A 15,668-nucleotide genomic window follows, 5' to 3' on the forward strand; every position below is an offset into this window, starting at 1 on the left:
TTATAAGCTATAGATTTATCTAAATTGTAATACAGACCTCATGACGAGGGGCTAGGAAAAAAGCCCTATAGCCTCTAAAAATTGCAAAGGCTATAGACAACCATATTTTATTCTTTAGATTTAAAACCTGCGCCGACTGTTAAATTCTTCATTTCTATTTTCTCTTCTTCTTTCAAGTTGTTTATTCGATCGTCGTTCGATACTATCTTCATAGGACATCGATGTTTGTTTAAATAAACGTAAACGATTGGTGTATTCGAAGTCATCATTTACTTTATTTTCTGGTTTGTAAATAAAAAGACGTCTTTCTGAGGCGCGTGAAACTACACTATTTTTATCTTTAGAATATTTATGACCCTTATTATCAGGACCAAAAAGAATACCTTCATAATGATTAATTTTTATATTCTGGAAGGTATCCACGAGTGATTGTTGAAATATTTGTGCTATATATTCATTGCTATCCGTTAAATTACAAAAATATAATTTAACCCCTTGAATATTATTTTTATAAAAGAAAAAATCTTGTTGATATCTTTTAGCCACCTCTTCTATAGAGATGATATTGTATCCAAGTTCTGGACCTGCACAAATGTGATGATAGAGCCCGTGTTCTTGTATGAATTCCGGATTACATATCCCGTGTCCTATTATGTATATTTCCAGTAACTCATCCTCCGGTATCTCCAAATTGTCTTCACCATGCCTTATAATTCGAATATGTTGCTCTAATTTTTGATTATCCCAATTAATCGCTAGTTCGATGAGATCTGTTTCTACAGACATAGGAAAAGGGATATATAATATAACGCACATTTTGGAACCAAATAAAAATGGGATTAAAGTATGACATACAAACCTTAAGGAACACTTATCAATCAATATGTATTCAATTTATTTTTCTGAATATGAAAACTCTGGAGAAGAAAGAAATAAGTCGATTATTTGATTAAATTGGAAGATCAACAAATATATCGGCATTTCAAAAAATCAAATCGATTACTAAATAAGCCAAAATGTTATTATCTATCAGTTGAGAAAGCCAATAACACGCTAATTAAGAAAGACATATCAACGACATCTTTTAAAATCTCCATTTTGCATGCTATTAAATGAAAAGATCGGACCCCGTATGCATGTTTAGGCACGCGTTGAATATCAAACATCAAATGAATACAATGAGATAAAAACATATTAATGATAGAGTTCAAATGCGTATACTTTTAGCTATATTCTTACCGTTTTCAGTATTTTTCACTATTGGTCGTCCAATAGCTGGAATTGTTTGTTTGATATTACAACTAACCCTTATTGGCTGGATCCCTGCTGCTTTATGGGCTGTATACTCCCTCTCGCAATATAATACAGATATGAAAATTCGCGAATACAATAAACGAAGAAAATAGCAATTGTAGCCTTGGTGCGGTGAAGGGTAATCAATGATTTTTCACCTTATGTGTTAATTATGAAATGTAGAATCCATTCTCACTAATCTTTCACTATTGTGAATGCACTTTTTTATTTTTGAATTCCATTCATAATCTTATTGAGCATAATTGCATGCAGAGATAGAATACTTCTTGAAAATGGCTCCATTATTTCATAGTGACTGCTATCGAGCAGCTGATTCCGCTCTGCTTCAAAAATAGACCCGGAATGCTTATTAGCAAATAATTTCCGGGAGAATATAAACATTATAATGTGTCTGCCTTTAAATAAATTAATAATTAACGGATAAAAAGGAATTATTTTTGAAAAAAAGGATTGCAGTAATTGGTTCAGGGATTTCTGGTTTAACGAGCTCCTATCTTTTAAGCAAAAACCATGATGTTTCCTTATTTGAAGCAAATGACTATCTGGGTGGTCATACACATACAATAACTTTGGAGATTGAAGGAAATTTATACGCAATTGATACCGGCTTCATCGTTTTTAATAAAAGGACATATCCAAACTTTTGTAAGTTGCTTGAAGAGTTAAATGTACCAATTCAACCCAGTGAAATGAGTTTTAGTTATCGCTCCGATTCTCGAGGGTTTGAGTACAGTGGCCATAATTTAAATACCCTTTTTTCAGACCGCCGAAACCTCCTTAAATTAAACTTTTATCGCCTAATCAAAGACATTATTTCATTTAATTCTGACGCAAAAAAATTCTTGGCTCGGACAAATGATCTCGAAATAACCATTAATCAATTCATTAAGGAAAACAAGTACTCGGAGCAATTTAGAGAGTGTTATCTTATTCCAATGATGGCTGCTATTTGGTCTAAAAATAAAAAAGATACCCTAAATTGTTCTGCTTCCTTTATTTTACAATTTTATAACAACCACGGACTTCTTGATTTGTTCAGTCGACCTATGTGGTATGTCATTAAACACGGCTCAAAAAATTACATTACACCAATGATTGAGAGGCTCAAAGATCAAGTTTACTTAAGTTCTAAAGTAGAACAAATAATACGAGAACCTAATAAGATTAAGATAATTGTGAATTCTGAAGAGCACATCTTTGATGCGGTCGTATGCGCTACTCATAGCGATCAAGCATTGAAGATGCTTCAAGAACCTACTCCTGAAGAAATCAACATTTTATCGGCAATAAAATATACTGAGAATGAGGTAGTGCTTCATAAAGACAGAAAGGTAATGCCAAAAAATAAACGAGCTTGGGCGAGTTGGAATTACCTCGATAACCAAGAGACCGCACCAACACTCACCTACTACATGAATCGATTGCAATCAATTCATTCCAGCCATGATTTTTTTGTATCGGTTAATCTTGCACATGAAATTGCAGAAAATCAAATCATCCAAACATTTAAATATGCGCATCCCTGTTTGAATGTGCCTGCGTTAAAAGCTCAAAAGCAAATTAATTTGATTAATGGTATGAATAATACATACTATGTTGGAAGTTATTTAGGGTATGGCTTTCATGAAGATGGGGTCAATAGTGCGTTCAATGCCTGTAACCTGCTGGGAGCCTAGATGATGAATCATATCATTTTTACAGGTCATGTACGACATCGTCGCTTTTTTTCAAAACGGCATCAGTTTTCATATAAGTTATTTATGTTCTGTTTTGATCTGGCTAACATAAATACCACCTTCAAAGACATCAAACACGTTTCTATAGAGAAATTTAATTGGTTTTCATTTAGACGAAAAAATTATCTTAATGAGGTGACTATTCCACTGGATGAATATGCTCGTCAATTGGTTATGAATCGGTGCGGAATTTATCCCAAGGGAAAAATCTATTTATTAACCCAACTGAGTTGTTTAGGATATTGCTTTAACCCCATTAGTATTTATTTCATTTTTGATAAACACGAACAAAATTTAGAATATTTAATATTGGAGGTGACTAATACCCCCTGGGGAGAGCGGCATAATTATGTTCTCAAGTATTCTGCCAAACCTAAAAATGAAATTTATAGTTATCAATTTGAAAAGGAATTGCATGTATCACCCTTCATGTCTATGAATTATACTTATAAACTGAACTTAAAATTAAATGAACAAAAAATAGTTGTTCATATGGAAAACTATAGAGAGGGACAAAAAGATTTTGATGCGACATTAACTTTAAAGGCCCAAGATAACTCATCAACAAATAAAGTATTCCGGAACTACCCACTAATCACATATAAGGTGGCATGTGCAATTTATTGGCAAGCACTCAAATTATGGATTAAGGGTGTTCCATTTCATGCACATCCAAGCTCCAATAAAAGGACATCGAATGGGCCAAAATAATCATTTATCTACCCTGAGCACAGGACTTTCGAAAAAATTATTTTTCAAGTTATTAAATGGCATCACCTACGGATCCATTAAAGTCAATGATGTGAATGGGAGCTTTGTATTTGGCAATGAAAAAGATAAAAATGATTCAATTGCTACCATTAACATAAACAACCCCAAAGCCTATAAATCGATCCTCATGGGCGGCTCTATTGGTGCAGGAGCAAGCTACATTAATGGAGATTGGGATACAGATGACCTGAAAAAATTAATTGAGCTTATTATTAAAAATGACTTCCTCTTCAATAATATTGAAAGCCCCATCTCCCGCTTGTTTAGTCTTATTAGAACAATAGACTATAAATTAAAAATTAACTCCATTCGTCGTGCTAAAGAGAATATTCTGGCTCATTATGATTTAGGAAATGATTTTTTTAAATTAATTCTTGATCCTTCAATGATGTATTCATGTGCTCTTTATAAACCTTCGGATATTTCTTTAGAGGAAGCTTCTCAGAAAAAAATTCAGGCCATTTGTACTGCATTGCAACTAAAATCGACTGATCATATTTTGGAGATAGGTACAGGATGGGGTGGATTTGCATGTTTTGCCGCGCAAGAATATGGATGTAAAATCACCACAACGACGATTTCAGAAAAACAATATCTTTATGTCAAAGAAAAAATCAATCAATTGGACTTAAGTCATCAGATCGAATTATTAAAAGAAGACTACAGAAAGCTTTCCGGGCAATATGATAAGGTAGTTTCAATCGAGATGATTGAGGCTGTTGGACATAAGTATTTTGATGCTTTTTTTCATCAGTGCAATCAACTTCTCAAACCTGAAGGTTTATTTTTCTTACAGGCAATTGTCATTAATGACGAAGCTTATGAGGCAGCAAAAGATGAAGTGGATTTCATCAAAAAGTATATATTCCCAGGAGGATGTCTGCCTTCGGTTTTCTCAATCAATAAATCGATTGCCAGCCAAACCACTCTGCAATTACAGTCATTTGAAGACATAGGCCAACATTATGTCGCTACTTTGAATGATTGGCATAAAAAGTTATTAGCGAACAAACAGAAAATTCTTGCACAGGGATTTACTGAATCTTTTATTCGCACTTGGGAATTCTATTTTTGTTATTGTGCCGCCGGTTTTAAGACCCATTACATTAGCGATATTCATGCTCTATGGCGAAAAAGACGATGAATACATTACATTACTTAATTCATACAACTGCTTATTATGTTGCGTGGTTTGCTTGCATCACTCTTGCTGCTCGGGGATATGCATGGATAAGCTCTCTTATCGCAGTTGCTTGTGTTGTGTTGCAATTGTACTGGCAACATCAAACCGGAAGGACACTACAAGGGTTATCGCTTTTATTAGCGGTAATTGTCTCTATCAGTACTCTAATTGATAGTATTCTAGTTTATAAGGGAATTGTCATTTATGCAGCAAACCCTTTTTCCCCCTATTTTACTTCTCCTTGGATGATAACGATATGGATAAGCTTTACAGTTGTTTTATATGCCACCCTGAGCAACCTATTTGATCATTTATTTTTGCTTGGACTCTTGTCATTCGTAGGTTTTACCTTGGCATTTCGTATTGGAGAACACTTGGGCGCCGCATTTTTTCCTTATGGTAGTAATACAACCTCTCTTTTTATTGGGATAGTTTGGGCTGTGGTTTTACCATTTTGCGTGTACTGTTATCAAAAGATAAGGGATGATAAATAATGTATTCTATAGGAATTGTAGTGATTTATCTTTTCTTACAAATGAGCTTTATGTGGGGATTATATCGTGTTCTAAAAAATCCTTCCGTTGTTGATGTGTCTTGGTCATTAGGATTAATGGTTTCAGGGTTAATTTATTTAAGTTTTACTCCTTTCAGTTGTCGTACCCTGGTTATTGGCATTCTTCTCATTCTATGGGCTTTACGCCTTGCATTCTATCTATGGTACACACGAATAAGAAAAGGGCATGTTGATAAGCGTTATATCGAACTCAGTACCAATTGGAAAATAAGCCACTCTCTTGGTTTTTTTATCAACTTTCAACTCCAGGGGCTGCTCATCCTAATTATTTCAAGTGTATTTTTTCTGATTAGCAAATCAGGGCTGACTGATATTACCATGATAGATATCCTTGCATTGAGCATTATTGTAGTAGGAATCACGGGAGAGACTGTAGCAGATTTCCAACTGCAACGTTTTAAAACGCAACATAAAGGGGAGGTATGTAACAAAGGTTTATGGAATTATTCACGCCACCCTAATTATTTTTTTGATTGGTTAAGCTGGATAGGTTTTGCTTTATTTGCGATACAGTCGAACCTAGGTTACCTATGTTTACTATCCCCTTTAATGCTTTATGTTATTTTTACCCGTATGACAGGTCCCTTGACAGAACGAGGTTCCATTCAATCAAGAGGACAAAAATACATTGATTACCAAAAGCAAACTTCAATGTTTTTTCCCTGGTTCAAGAAAAAAAGCGGCTCTGAATGAAGGCAGCAAATAAACTACTTAGTCCACATAAGACCATTCCCCAAATAAAATCGATTAGGGTTATCCTCAAAGGCCAGTTTGCAAGGATTGAATAATTAGTAAAATCATAAATCCCATAGGTCACAAGACCAAGCATTACTCCTCCGGATAATGCCAGCATATAATTGCCTTGAGCGTTGGGAAGAACAAAATAAATAATACCTAGAGTGATGCACACATATACTACTCCTGCGGCCCACCAAATAGGCGCCATACCTTCACCCGATTTACGTAGCAGCATTCCGATGTTTTCTGCATAAATACTTTTGGCAAGGAAGCCTAACCAAATCATATCCAATACAAAAACACAAATCATTGTTAAGAAAAAAAGCCCTGTAAGTTTCATCATCGTTCTCCATAAATTTCAGCAACTATTTTGGGGTCAAGTTCTGTTCTAATACAGATTTAGGCACTGGTTTAACATCCCAAACAATACCCATAAGTTCTAAAAGTTTGATTAGGTAATAAGTAATGTCAATTTCCCACCATCGGAAACCCTGACGTGCTGATGCGGGATAATGATGGTGGTTATTATGCCAACCTTCTCCAAGTGTAATTAGGGCAAAAAACATATTATTTTTACTGTTATCCGATGTTGCATAACGTTTTGAACCATACACGTGGCATAAAGAATTGATAATAACTGTTGTATTAAATACTGCCACCAGGGAAACGCTAAAGCCCCAGACCAACATTTCACCGATACCAGTGTTCCATTGCGGTTTATAAGTCTGGAATATCCAACCGAGCATGAAAAGAATAATAAATAATAATGCTGGCATTAGAATGTCATAGCGTTCAAGAAAAACGAGTTCCGGATATTGCTCCAAATCCCTAACTCGCTCAGGATTGTAATGGTAATGCTTTTTTGTAAGAAACCAACCCACATGACTCCACCAAAACCCGTGCTGTACTGGTGAATGTGCATCTTCCGGCATATCAGACACCATATGATGCTGCCGGTGATGTGCTGCCCACCAAAGCGGTCCTCGTTGGGCTGACGTTCCTGCAAGAGCAGCAAAAATGAATTGCCAAAAGCGATTGGTTTTAAATGCCTTATGAGAGAAATATCGATGATAAAAAGCACCAATGGTAAACAACCGAAAAAAATATAGAATCACGGCAGCACTCAAAGCAATCCAACTGAAATGTACATAAAAAACGAGCAAACAGCTCAGATTAATCATAAGGAAAGGAATCGCTCGAATCCAATCAATTTTATTGCTTAATGGTTCATCAGGGTTGTAATCATTTTTACTGACAATCCAACTTTGTATCAAACATCCTAAAGACTTCATCAAATTAATCCTTAACTTTTCACCAATCCAAACTGTCTACTTGCTCACTAATTATTTTTGGTGTTTTTATCCTTTGAATAAAGAGGCATGTAATCAAAAGCTTGTGGCCCACCCTCAGAACCACATTCATCATAAGTATTATCAGCACACAGAAAAAATTCTTCTGCTCCATATTCTGCTGCGCGAGATATCGCCTCGTCAATAGAGTTGAAATGCCATAGTTCTTTTCCTTTATGAATAAAGGTATCAGAATCTTTAGCGATAATTTCAACAATGTATTCATGAAGTTTAACAGGTGAGTAAATCAAAGCAATTACTTTAGAATCACTCTTAACTTTATTGATCAAATTCTCTCGTTTTGAATTTTCCATGATTCGATTCCTCATGAAACCACATTAGTATCATTATAGTTGCAATTTTGCATATAAATTCATAATGGACATTTAGATATTATTTGAGCATTTAATTCATTAGAGAACAGAGGCTACTAATTCCTTACTACTACTTGAAGTCAGGAATATTCTCCTTCATAGTAAGATTTTTTTACCGCTAAGGCAAAATTTATGGCTCGATATTTAATTATTGCAGCAAGCAGTGCGATTGGTCAGTCAGTGGTTGAACTTTTAAAAAAGAGGGGTGAAGAGGTTGTGACTACCGCGCAAAACAAGGACAAAATTATACCAGACTTTGTACTTGATGCATCTGACTTTAACGCCGTTGATAAGGTATTTGAGCAAGCAGGCCCTCTTGATGGAGTGGTTAATTGCGCGGGCTCTTTATTACTTAAGAGTGCTCATGCGACAAATTTTGAGGAGTTTCAAAAGACAATCAATTCCTCCTTGACCACGTCGTTTGCGATTGTGCGTGCTGCAGGAAAGAGAATGACCCATGGTGGTTCCTTGGTACTTATCGCCTCGGCAGCAGCGTTAACCGGATTGGCTAATCACGAAGCGATTGCTGCAGCCAAGGCAGGAGTTATTGGCTTAGCACAATCAGCAGCATCGACTTATGCATCCTCCAATTTGCGTATCAATGTAGTAGCTCCTGGGATGGTTAAAACGCCTTTAACGGATTCATTACTTAAGAATGAATTGGTTGCTAAAGCATCTACTGCTATGCATGCTTTGGGGCGAATTGGTGAGCCAGTGGATATAGCACAGGCAATTCTATTTTTTCTTAATCCTGAGAACAGTTGGATAACGGGACAAGTGCTTGCAGTGGATGGTGGCTTAAGTTCACTTCGTCCTAAGCTTAAAGTATAATTTACTTTCTTTTTGGACACTTCTGAAAGGAGATGAAAAAGAAAAAAATTAGACTAGTCAACCAGAGTTCAGTCAATAAAAAAATATTTGGCTTTTCTTAGTTAAAATAACTTATAACTATTAGTATTCACAGAGAGTATTAAGAGCTAATATGTTACAATTGATAATGGATTCATCACAGCTGGGGTCTTTATGCTTGTAGAAATTCTGTCTCGTATTCAATTTGGTTTTAGTATTGGTTTTCATATTTTGTTTCCCACATTAAATCTCGGTCTTGCTGTATTTCTTGTGATTATGGAAGCAACTTGGCTGAAAACAAAAAATCCGATTTATCTCGAGATCTGCAAGCTTTGGACTAAAATCTTCGCTTTGACTTTTGGCATGGGAGTCGTGTCTGGAATCGTTTTAGCTTATCAAATTGGCACTAATTTTGGACCATTCATCACGCAGTTTGGAAACGTTTTAGGTGCTTTATTTGCTTACGAAACCTTGACTGCTTTTTTTCTAGAGGCTGGTTTTTTAGGAGTGATGCTCTTTGGTTGGAAAAGAGTTCCACCGACGCTTCATTTTATTGCCACTTTCTTGGTGACTGTTGGTACTGCAATCTCTGCATTTTGGATTATGTCAGCGAATTCGTGGATGCAAACTCCGAGTGGTTATCAGTTGATAGATGGAAAATACATTGTCAACAGTTGGTCGGACGTTGTATTTAATCCTAGCTTTATTCCGCGTTTTATTCACATGCTGTTAGCCTCTTATGTGACAACTTCTTTTGTGATTATGGCTGTTGCAGGATATTATTTATTAAAGGGAAATTTTAATGAGATTGCCAGAAAATGCTTGGCTTTTGGCCTATGGGCGGCATTAATTTTAGTTCCCTTGCAAATTGGTATTGGGGATGTCGTAGGGCTTAATGTGCATCATTACCAGCCTTTAAAAACAGCGGCAATGGAAGGAGTTTGGCAGACACAAAAAGGGGCTCCCCTTGTGCTATTTGCTATCCCATCGCAAGAGAAGCAAAAAAACCTTTATGAAATTTCAGTACCCAAACTTGCAAGCCTCATTAATACGCATGAGTGGGATGGAGAGCTTATAGGCTTAAGTTCAGTTCCTGCTGCTGAGCAGCCACGTATGCTCCCTGTATTTTTTTCATTCCGCATTATGGTAGGCATTGGAATTTTAATGTTATTTACTGCCATAGTAGGGGTTTTCCTGCATTTAAAAGGTGCGCTTTTTAGACGTCGCTGGTTTCATCGTTGGTGCCTTGCAATGGCGCCATTAGGATTTATTGCGAGTATTGCAGGATGGTTAACTGCTGAAATTGGCAGACAACCCTGGGTGGTCTATAACCTGTTAAAGACAAAGGATTCAGTGTCTTCAATAGGTTATGAAGAGGTGTTGATTTCCTTTGCGTTACTTATTCTTGCTTATGGGATTGTTTTTGGGTTTTATCTCTATTATTTACTCAAGCTTATCGCCCATGGGCCAGAGACATTAACAGAAGATGCAATAGAGCATCATGCATTTCAGTACATGACCGACATTCCTGAGGAGAAAAAATAATGTTACCACTTATTTTTGCCGTACTTCTTGGGTTTATTATTCTAATGTATGTCATCCTCGACGGTTTTGATTTAGGCATTGGTATTCTCTTTCCTTTTACTTCCAATGAGAAAGACCGTGATACCATGATGAATTCGATTGCCCCTGTTTGGGATGGTAATGAGACATGGCTCGTTTTTGGCGGAGCGATGCTTTACGGTGCATTCCCAAAAGTATATGGCTTGCTTTTACCCATTCTTTACATGCCCATCATGCTTATGTTGATTGCTTTAATATTTCGCGGCGTGAGTTTTGAGTTTCGCTTCAAGGCAAAAAAATCAAAAGCCATCTGGAATTGGAGTTTTTCAATCAGCTCGGTTGCTGCTACGTTCTTTCAAGGGGTTATTCTTGGTGCTTTTGTCCAAGGTTTTTCTATCAATGAATCGTCAATGACTATCAATAATCCCAACTGGTTAACTCCTTTTAGTCTGTGTACAGGGATTGCTTTGGTTTGCGGGTATGCTCTTTTAGGAGCAACTTGGGTGATTATTAAAAGTACAGGAAGGCTCCAGCGTCAAATGACGCATTATGCGCGAGGATTGTTAGTATTGGTCAGTTTATTTTTGATTTTTGTGAGTATCTGGACTCCTTTACACAGTAATGAAATCTTTCATCGTTGGTATAGTGTTCCTAACGTGTTTTTATTAAGTCCCCTACCACTGCTTGCGGCAGTTGCTATTTATAAAGTTTGGCAAAATTTAAATGCAACAAGTGAATACAAACCATTCTTTTATAGTATTGTTGCATTTTTGTGTGCTTATATAGGAATTGCGATTAGTGTTTATCCTTATTTAATTCCGCATCAGGTGACTCTTTGGGAAGCTGCAGCCCCTGATTCAACGCTTAAGTTTATTCTAGTTGGTGTAGTCATCATGCTTCCTATACTCCTTGCTTATACCCTTTATTCGTATCATCTATTTCGAGGAAAATCTTCGGGACACTATCATTAGAAATACAAAATATATTATATGGATTATTCCTGGTTAATTTATTAATAGCTGGATCCTGAGTGACCTTCATCTGTAGAAACTTAAGGCGGGGAGAAATAACTCATAGAGCTGATGAAATGAACTTTTATATATTAGATAAAGGTTAGCAATCATGCGAATACCTTAAACAAAGTAACAGTCGACTTTGTAAGCGGATTTTTATTGATGGCAATCACCATTTATTGAGTTTAGGCTCAGATAAAGAAATTATTTCTCCAGTAAAAATTTAAGGTTTTTTCAAAGTTGAAAATAAAGGACTCCAAAGTGAGAATAAATGTTTTGCGAAAAAGGTGCTAAAATATAATCAAATAGATAAATAATATGGCCATTTTATGGTTATTGGTCCTTATTTCACTGATTCAGGCTGGGTTCGATTTCGCCAACAAGGCAATCATATTGTAGCGGAAACAACAAAGTCTTCAGAAAATATATGGGAGACTAGCTCGAAACATGACTGGGTGGTTGAAGGTTCGGAAACAAAAGAATCCTTTCGATTTCTTCTAAAAGAGGGTGAATTATTCCGCATTCATCATAATGAGAAAGAAGAGGACACTCCAAAAGCTTTTCGTGCGGTTATTCATGAGCAACACATAGAATGGCAACCCATAGATTCATTATTACAAATTGAACAAAATGAAAAGAATGATTATCAGCAACTCAGTCCCAAAATGCGTCTATTATTTTCCTTAGCTAAGGAGGGTAACGGCAGCGCTGTTTCTGAGCTAATTACCACGCTTACCCCTGCAGAAATCATTGAGACCGATGCCAAGGGTTTTTCCTTAGCTTATTGGTTAGTACGTAATGGATTGCAAAATCAAGCAGACCTCTTTTATCAGCAAATTAAATTCTTTCAAGAGCGATACCAATTAGGAAATAAAGAAAATTTCAGGCAACTTCATTGGGGGGTAATTTGTAACCAAGATACATCCCTTTTTAGCGATTATTCCGCTGATTTCTTTTTTGATGATGAGGATAATTTATCCCCACTACAATTGGCGGTGAAATATGGCAATCAAAAATGGGTTGAATACCTCTTGAACAAGGAGGCAGAATGGAAAAACTCACTTGAGCTCGCTATCGAATTTGGACACTTCGAAGTATTCAAATCTTTAATGAATCTAGTTTCAGATTTTCAAGAAAGAATAATCCTGCTTGCCGTGGAAAAAGGCCAAACCGAAATGGTCAAGTTAATTTTAGAGAGAAACTCAATTATCTTAAAAAAACCGGAGCAAATTAAATCCCTTTTTGAAAAAGCGGTGCTTAGTGGAAATGAACAGTTAATTGAATTATTCGGTAATCTATTATTACCTCTTGAATTCGAAAACGACTCTTTAGAGATCCTAAATATTCTCATAGCTCAACCTAATTACAATATAAACGCAATTTTAGAAGATGGACTTACTCCAATGCAACTTGCCGTTAAAAGTGGTGCATACAACGCTGTAAAAAAAATGGCTAATCTTGGTGTTGATTTACATCAAAAAGACAGTCGAGGTGATTCTCTCCTCCATCTAGCTGCGCGTAATGATAATGATAATAAATGGAATAAAAGCGTTAAGATTGTATATTTTTTGGTAAAGAAGGGATTGCATGTAGATGCTGCCAATCATAAAGGAGATACTCCATTGCACTTGGCTGCAAGTGTTAATCGTTCTAGGCATTTTTGGAAAAAATCAATATTCTATTGTTTGCTTTTATGTGGAGGCAAACTTGACAGGAAAAATCTAGAAGAAGAAACACCAATTGATGTGCTAAGTGTAGATTACAGAAAAAAGGAGGTAACGGAGTTTATTACCGCATTTCGCTCATTTTTAGGACGGATTTTTAATGATAAAATGTCAATGGATTTGTTAATAGGTGGTCAAAATGCTGCAGTAAGAAAAATTTTTAATGAAAATCCAGAAATGCCGCGTGGGAAGGCAATTTTCACTATTTTACTCAGCGATAAGGTAGATTCTTCTTTACTTTCAAAACTTGCGATGAAAAAAGGCAAAGAAGAGGTCGTACTTTTTCTTAGAGCATTGCCCGCGCAAGAAGAGCTGGCTTATATAAACAGCATTCTCGATGAGCAAAATGAACATGCATTAAAACGTTTCTTTTATGTGCAAAGGGGGTTGTTAAAGCCTTCTATTGAGAGAGGTCAATTATTTGCTCTTCAACAAAGGCAAAAGGAGTTAACTACATCGCCTTCTGTGAGATTAGAAGATAGAGTTAAGCCTAAGCCTCTTCATAATAAGATAGATAAAGCTTATGTTAACGTTATGTCTATCGCAGCGCCAACACGAGCAGAGAACATAGAGAAAGTCTTACTCTTATTAGAGAGTGATCTGATGAAAAATCAAAAGGGAGCAATTCCAGATATCATTTGCGAAATAAGGGAAACAATAAGAGGAATCAATCCTAAAATAACTTCAAGTGTCATCTCCACCCTGAACGAAATTAGGGGAGTAATTGCCAGCATGGATGAAAAAGAACAGGAAAAGAATGATGTTGTAGTATCTGTTTTGGATGTTTTCGCGAATAAACAAAACAGCACTTTCCAAATAATTCTTCATAAACTAGAAGAAATTCCAGAATTAAAAATGGATAAAAGAAATAATCTTCCCTAACATTATTCTTGTTAGGTCTGATTGTCGTGAAAACATAAAGTGGGAGAGGGGAGAGCCTTAATCGACATACCTCAAAAAACGCCAATGAGATAATACCTCTAACAGATATCAATCCATTTAGGAAGTTTTCATTTTGGAATAAATTAATTTCTAAAATCACCTATTCTCCGATTAGATTTATTTAAATACAATTTGCTAACAAATATTTATTGAATGTTTAATAGATGCGTTCGGAGCAGAACAATGTTTTATAAAAAAGAGACTAACGCATTATCAACTAAAGTTGAATTTCAGGGTAAATGGATTCCCTTTCCAACATACTATAATCTTACCAATAAACGAGTGTTATATGTTTTTAATGATTATGAGCAAAAAAAATTAATACTCAAACTTTTTTTAGCTTCTAATCTGGAGACAGCAATTTGTGAAAAGGATTTCGATGACTGTTTTTATCACTTTACTTTATTAGGCATATTTCAAGAGGGATCTATCCTGGTCAGATTAAACCAACAACTCGTAAAAATTTCTTCTGAGGACTTAAGTATAATTTCTTCTCAAGAATGGCACTTTAGAGGAAATTTGATTGGATTTATTGATAACCATAATTTTTTTTGTATTGATTCCGTCGCACGTAGCCACCCCTATTTTTTATATATTTATAGATGGCATGAAGATAAGTTTATTCCGATACATCACGAAGAACTGAAAACGCAACCAAAGAAAAATGCTGGTTTTTTTGATATGGGAGAAATAATCAAGGTAACCTCTTTGGGGCAAAATCGTTATTGCTGCCATATTCATAATTCGAATCCCTTTGAATTTAAATTAGTAATTCTTGAAATTAATCAAAAAATTAATGAGGTTAAAGAATTAAATCAAATTCAACCGGAAGCGCCAAATACTGAGGGAGAACCCTATTATTTAGGAGGAAAATATCTTGTCTTTCCTAATGGATACCTGCTTACGTATTATCCACATCATGATGGGCTACAAATATGGGATCCAGTAGCTGGAACTTGTATGAAACAATGGAATTGGGGCGACCTCGAACTACCAGAGTGTTTTAATGGTCGTAATGCGAACATTGAGGTTTTTCCAGATTCAATACACTTATTAATCTATGTAAACAATACCTTATTTTTATTTAACACCGATAATCTTGCAATGAAAATCATTAAAGGCACCGGTGAAGTAGCAAAATTTCTGAAACTTCATATATTGACAGGTGGTTACGGTATGGTTGCTTTAAGACAAGGTAATGAACTTAAAATTTTATCCTTTGATTTACCGGAAATAAAATATGAGCGAGATACTTTAATCGACAGCCAACGTTTTTTTAGACTGGCAGCTCATCGAGCAAATATCCCCAGAGAATTGGTTGATTTGATTATTTTACGAACGATCACTCCCGATGCGAAAAATTTATTGGCGACAAAATCATCTGATACAGCAGAAATCGAAAAAGAACAGTCTGCGCTAACAGGAATTTACAAGTATTAGAAAAAAGTTGAAGGGTTCGTCTTTCCTTTATCCTGGAGGGAAAGGGAAAGATCTGACCCTTGATGTGCTGCGAGTAACTTATTAGGAATTCACCGTAA

The 15,668-nt window shown here is 35.8% G+C and carries 15 protein-coding genes; 11 read left to right on the forward strand and 4 right to left on the reverse strand.

Annotation, left to right across the window (positions count from 1 at the left end; genetic code table 11):
- Positions 1-120 precede the first annotated feature (120 nt).
- Entirely contained in the window at positions 121-786 is a 666-nt protein-coding gene (locus Lpar_RS09315) for a hypothetical protein (protein ID WP_069683587.1), read from the reverse strand.
- 425 nt (positions 787-1,211) lie between these two features.
- On the opposite strand from Lpar_RS09315, the gene Lpar_RS09320 reads away from it, so the two are divergent.
- From Lpar_RS09320 to Lpar_RS09345, 6 genes are all read left to right on the forward strand, one after another.
- The gene (locus Lpar_RS09320; RefSeq protein WP_058517688.1) at positions 1,212-1,406 is read left to right on the forward strand and encodes a YqaE/Pmp3 family membrane protein; all 195 of its coding nucleotides are present in this window, start codon (positions 1,212-1,214) and stop codon (positions 1,404-1,406) included.
- Positions 1,407-1,751: 345 nt separating this feature from the next.
- Positions 1,752-2,990 (forward strand): NAD(P)/FAD-dependent oxidoreductase, encoded by a 1,239-nt coding sequence (locus Lpar_RS09325; protein ID WP_058517689.1) that lies wholly within the window; start codon positions 1,752-1,754, stop codon positions 2,988-2,990.
- Positions 2,991-3,761, forward strand: a complete 771-nt coding sequence (locus Lpar_RS09330) for a DUF1365 domain-containing protein (RefSeq protein WP_058517690.1) — start codon at positions 2,991-2,993, stop codon at positions 3,759-3,761.
- A complete protein-coding gene (locus tag Lpar_RS09335) occupies positions 3,748-4,965 on the forward strand; it encodes an SAM-dependent methyltransferase (RefSeq protein WP_058517691.1) in 1,218 nt (405 codons plus the stop codon). The genes Lpar_RS09330 and Lpar_RS09335 overlap by 14 nt, the downstream gene beginning before the upstream one ends.
- Positions 4,962-5,498, forward strand: a complete 537-nt coding sequence (locus Lpar_RS09340; RefSeq protein WP_058517692.1) for a DUF2878 domain-containing protein — start codon at positions 4,962-4,964, stop codon at positions 5,496-5,498. Before Lpar_RS09335 ends, Lpar_RS09340 begins: the two co-directional genes overlap by 4 nt.
- Positions 5,498-6,271 (forward strand): DUF1295 domain-containing protein, encoded by a 774-nt coding sequence (locus Lpar_RS09345; protein WP_058517693.1) that lies wholly within the window; start codon positions 5,498-5,500, stop codon positions 6,269-6,271. Before Lpar_RS09340 ends, Lpar_RS09345 begins: the two co-directional genes overlap by 1 nt.
- Here the strand turns inward: Lpar_RS09345 and Lpar_RS09350 are convergent.
- The 3 genes from Lpar_RS09350 to Lpar_RS09360 are packed head-to-tail and all read right to left on the reverse strand — an operon-like array spanning position 6,246 to position 7,979.
- A complete protein-coding gene (locus tag Lpar_RS09350; RefSeq protein WP_237759379.1) occupies positions 6,246-6,659 on the reverse strand; it encodes a DUF2177 family protein in 414 nt (137 codons plus the stop codon). The two genes, Lpar_RS09345 and Lpar_RS09350, sit on opposite strands and share 26 nt — an antisense overlap.
- A gap of 22 nt (positions 6,660-6,681) precedes the next feature.
- Positions 6,682-7,608 carry an acyl-CoA desaturase gene (locus Lpar_RS09355; protein WP_058517695.1) on the reverse strand — a complete coding sequence of 309 codons (927 nt, stop codon included), beginning with the start codon at positions 7,606-7,608 and terminating at the stop codon, positions 6,682-6,684.
- A gap of 47 nt (positions 7,609-7,655) precedes the next feature.
- The gene (locus Lpar_RS09360; RefSeq protein WP_058517696.1) at positions 7,656-7,979 is read right to left on the reverse strand and encodes a hypothetical protein; all 324 of its coding nucleotides are present in this window, start codon (positions 7,977-7,979) and stop codon (positions 7,656-7,658) included.
- Positions 7,980-8,171: 192 nt separating this feature from the next.
- On the opposite strand from Lpar_RS09360, the gene Lpar_RS09365 reads away from it, so the two are divergent.
- The 5 genes from Lpar_RS09365 to Lpar_RS09385 all read left to right on the forward strand — a co-directional run bounded on the left by Lpar_RS09365 (position 8,172) and on the right by Lpar_RS09385 (position 15,570).
- Positions 8,172-8,870, forward strand: a complete 699-nt coding sequence (locus tag Lpar_RS09365) for an SDR family NAD(P)-dependent oxidoreductase (protein ID WP_058517697.1) — start codon at positions 8,172-8,174, stop codon at positions 8,868-8,870.
- Positions 8,871-9,062: 192 nt separating this feature from the next.
- Entirely contained in the window at positions 9,063-10,433 is a 1,371-nt protein-coding gene (locus Lpar_RS09370; protein ID WP_058517698.1) for a cytochrome ubiquinol oxidase subunit I, read from the forward strand.
- Positions 10,433-11,422: a cytochrome d ubiquinol oxidase subunit II gene (gene cydB / locus Lpar_RS09375; protein WP_058517699.1), complete on the forward strand. Its 990-nt coding sequence runs from the start codon at positions 10,433-10,435 to the stop codon at positions 11,420-11,422. Before Lpar_RS09370 ends, cydB begins: the two co-directional genes overlap by 1 nt.
- Before the next feature lie 845 nt (positions 11,423-12,267).
- Positions 12,268-14,070 carry an ankyrin repeat domain-containing protein gene (locus Lpar_RS09380; RefSeq protein WP_133133967.1) on the forward strand — a complete coding sequence of 601 codons (1,803 nt, stop codon included), beginning with the start codon at positions 12,268-12,270 and terminating at the stop codon, positions 14,068-14,070.
- A gap of 243 nt (positions 14,071-14,313) precedes the next feature.
- Positions 14,314-15,570: a hypothetical protein gene (locus tag Lpar_RS09385; protein ID WP_058517701.1), complete on the forward strand. Its 1,257-nt coding sequence runs from the start codon at positions 14,314-14,316 to the stop codon at positions 15,568-15,570.
- Positions 15,571-15,668: the final 98 nt, after the last annotated feature.

Source organism: Legionella parisiensis (assembly GCF_001467945.1).
In the GTDB taxonomy this organism is placed as follows: Bacteria; Pseudomonadota; Gammaproteobacteria; order Legionellales; family Legionellaceae; genus Legionella; species Legionella parisiensis.

What these genes read in the sequence shown, in the direction of transcription:
- Lpar_RS09315 (WP_069683587.1), bottom strand. Translation starts at nt 786, where the DNA reads ATGTCTGTAGAAACAGATCTCATCGAACTAGCGATTAATTGGGATAAT.
- Lpar_RS09320 (WP_058517688.1), top strand. Translation starts at nt 1,212, where the DNA reads ATGCGTATACTTTTAGCTATATTCTTACCGTTTTCAGTATTTTTCACT.
- Lpar_RS09330 (WP_058517690.1), top strand. Translation starts at nt 2,991, where the DNA reads ATGATGAATCATATCATTTTTACAGGTCATGTACGACATCGTCGCTTT.
- Lpar_RS09335 (WP_058517691.1), top strand. Translation starts at nt 3,748, where the DNA reads ATGGGCCAAAATAATCATTTATCTACCCTGAGCACAGGACTTTCGAAA.
- Lpar_RS09340 (WP_058517692.1), top strand. Translation starts at nt 4,962, where the DNA reads ATGAATACATTACATTACTTAATTCATACAACTGCTTATTATGTTGCG.
- Lpar_RS09345 (WP_058517693.1), top strand. Translation starts at nt 5,498, where the DNA reads ATGTATTCTATAGGAATTGTAGTGATTTATCTTTTCTTACAAATGAGC.
- Lpar_RS09350 (WP_237759379.1), bottom strand. Translation starts at nt 6,659, where the DNA reads ATGATGAAACTTACAGGGCTTTTTTTCTTAACAATGATTTGTGTTTTT.
- Lpar_RS09355 (WP_058517695.1), bottom strand. Translation starts at nt 7,608, where the DNA reads ATGAAGTCTTTAGGATGTTTGATACAAAGTTGGATTGTCAGTAAAAAT.
- Lpar_RS09360 (WP_058517696.1), bottom strand. Translation starts at nt 7,979, where the DNA reads ATGGAAAATTCAAAACGAGAGAATTTGATCAATAAAGTTAAGAGTGAT.
- Lpar_RS09365 (WP_058517697.1), top strand. Translation starts at nt 8,172, where the DNA reads ATGGCTCGATATTTAATTATTGCAGCAAGCAGTGCGATTGGTCAGTCA.
- Lpar_RS09370 (WP_058517698.1), top strand. Translation starts at nt 9,063, where the DNA reads ATGCTTGTAGAAATTCTGTCTCGTATTCAATTTGGTTTTAGTATTGGT.
- cydB (WP_058517699.1), top strand. Translation starts at nt 10,433, where the DNA reads ATGTTACCACTTATTTTTGCCGTACTTCTTGGGTTTATTATTCTAATG.
- Lpar_RS09385 (WP_058517701.1), top strand. Translation starts at nt 14,314, where the DNA reads ATGTTTTATAAAAAAGAGACTAACGCATTATCAACTAAAGTTGAATTT.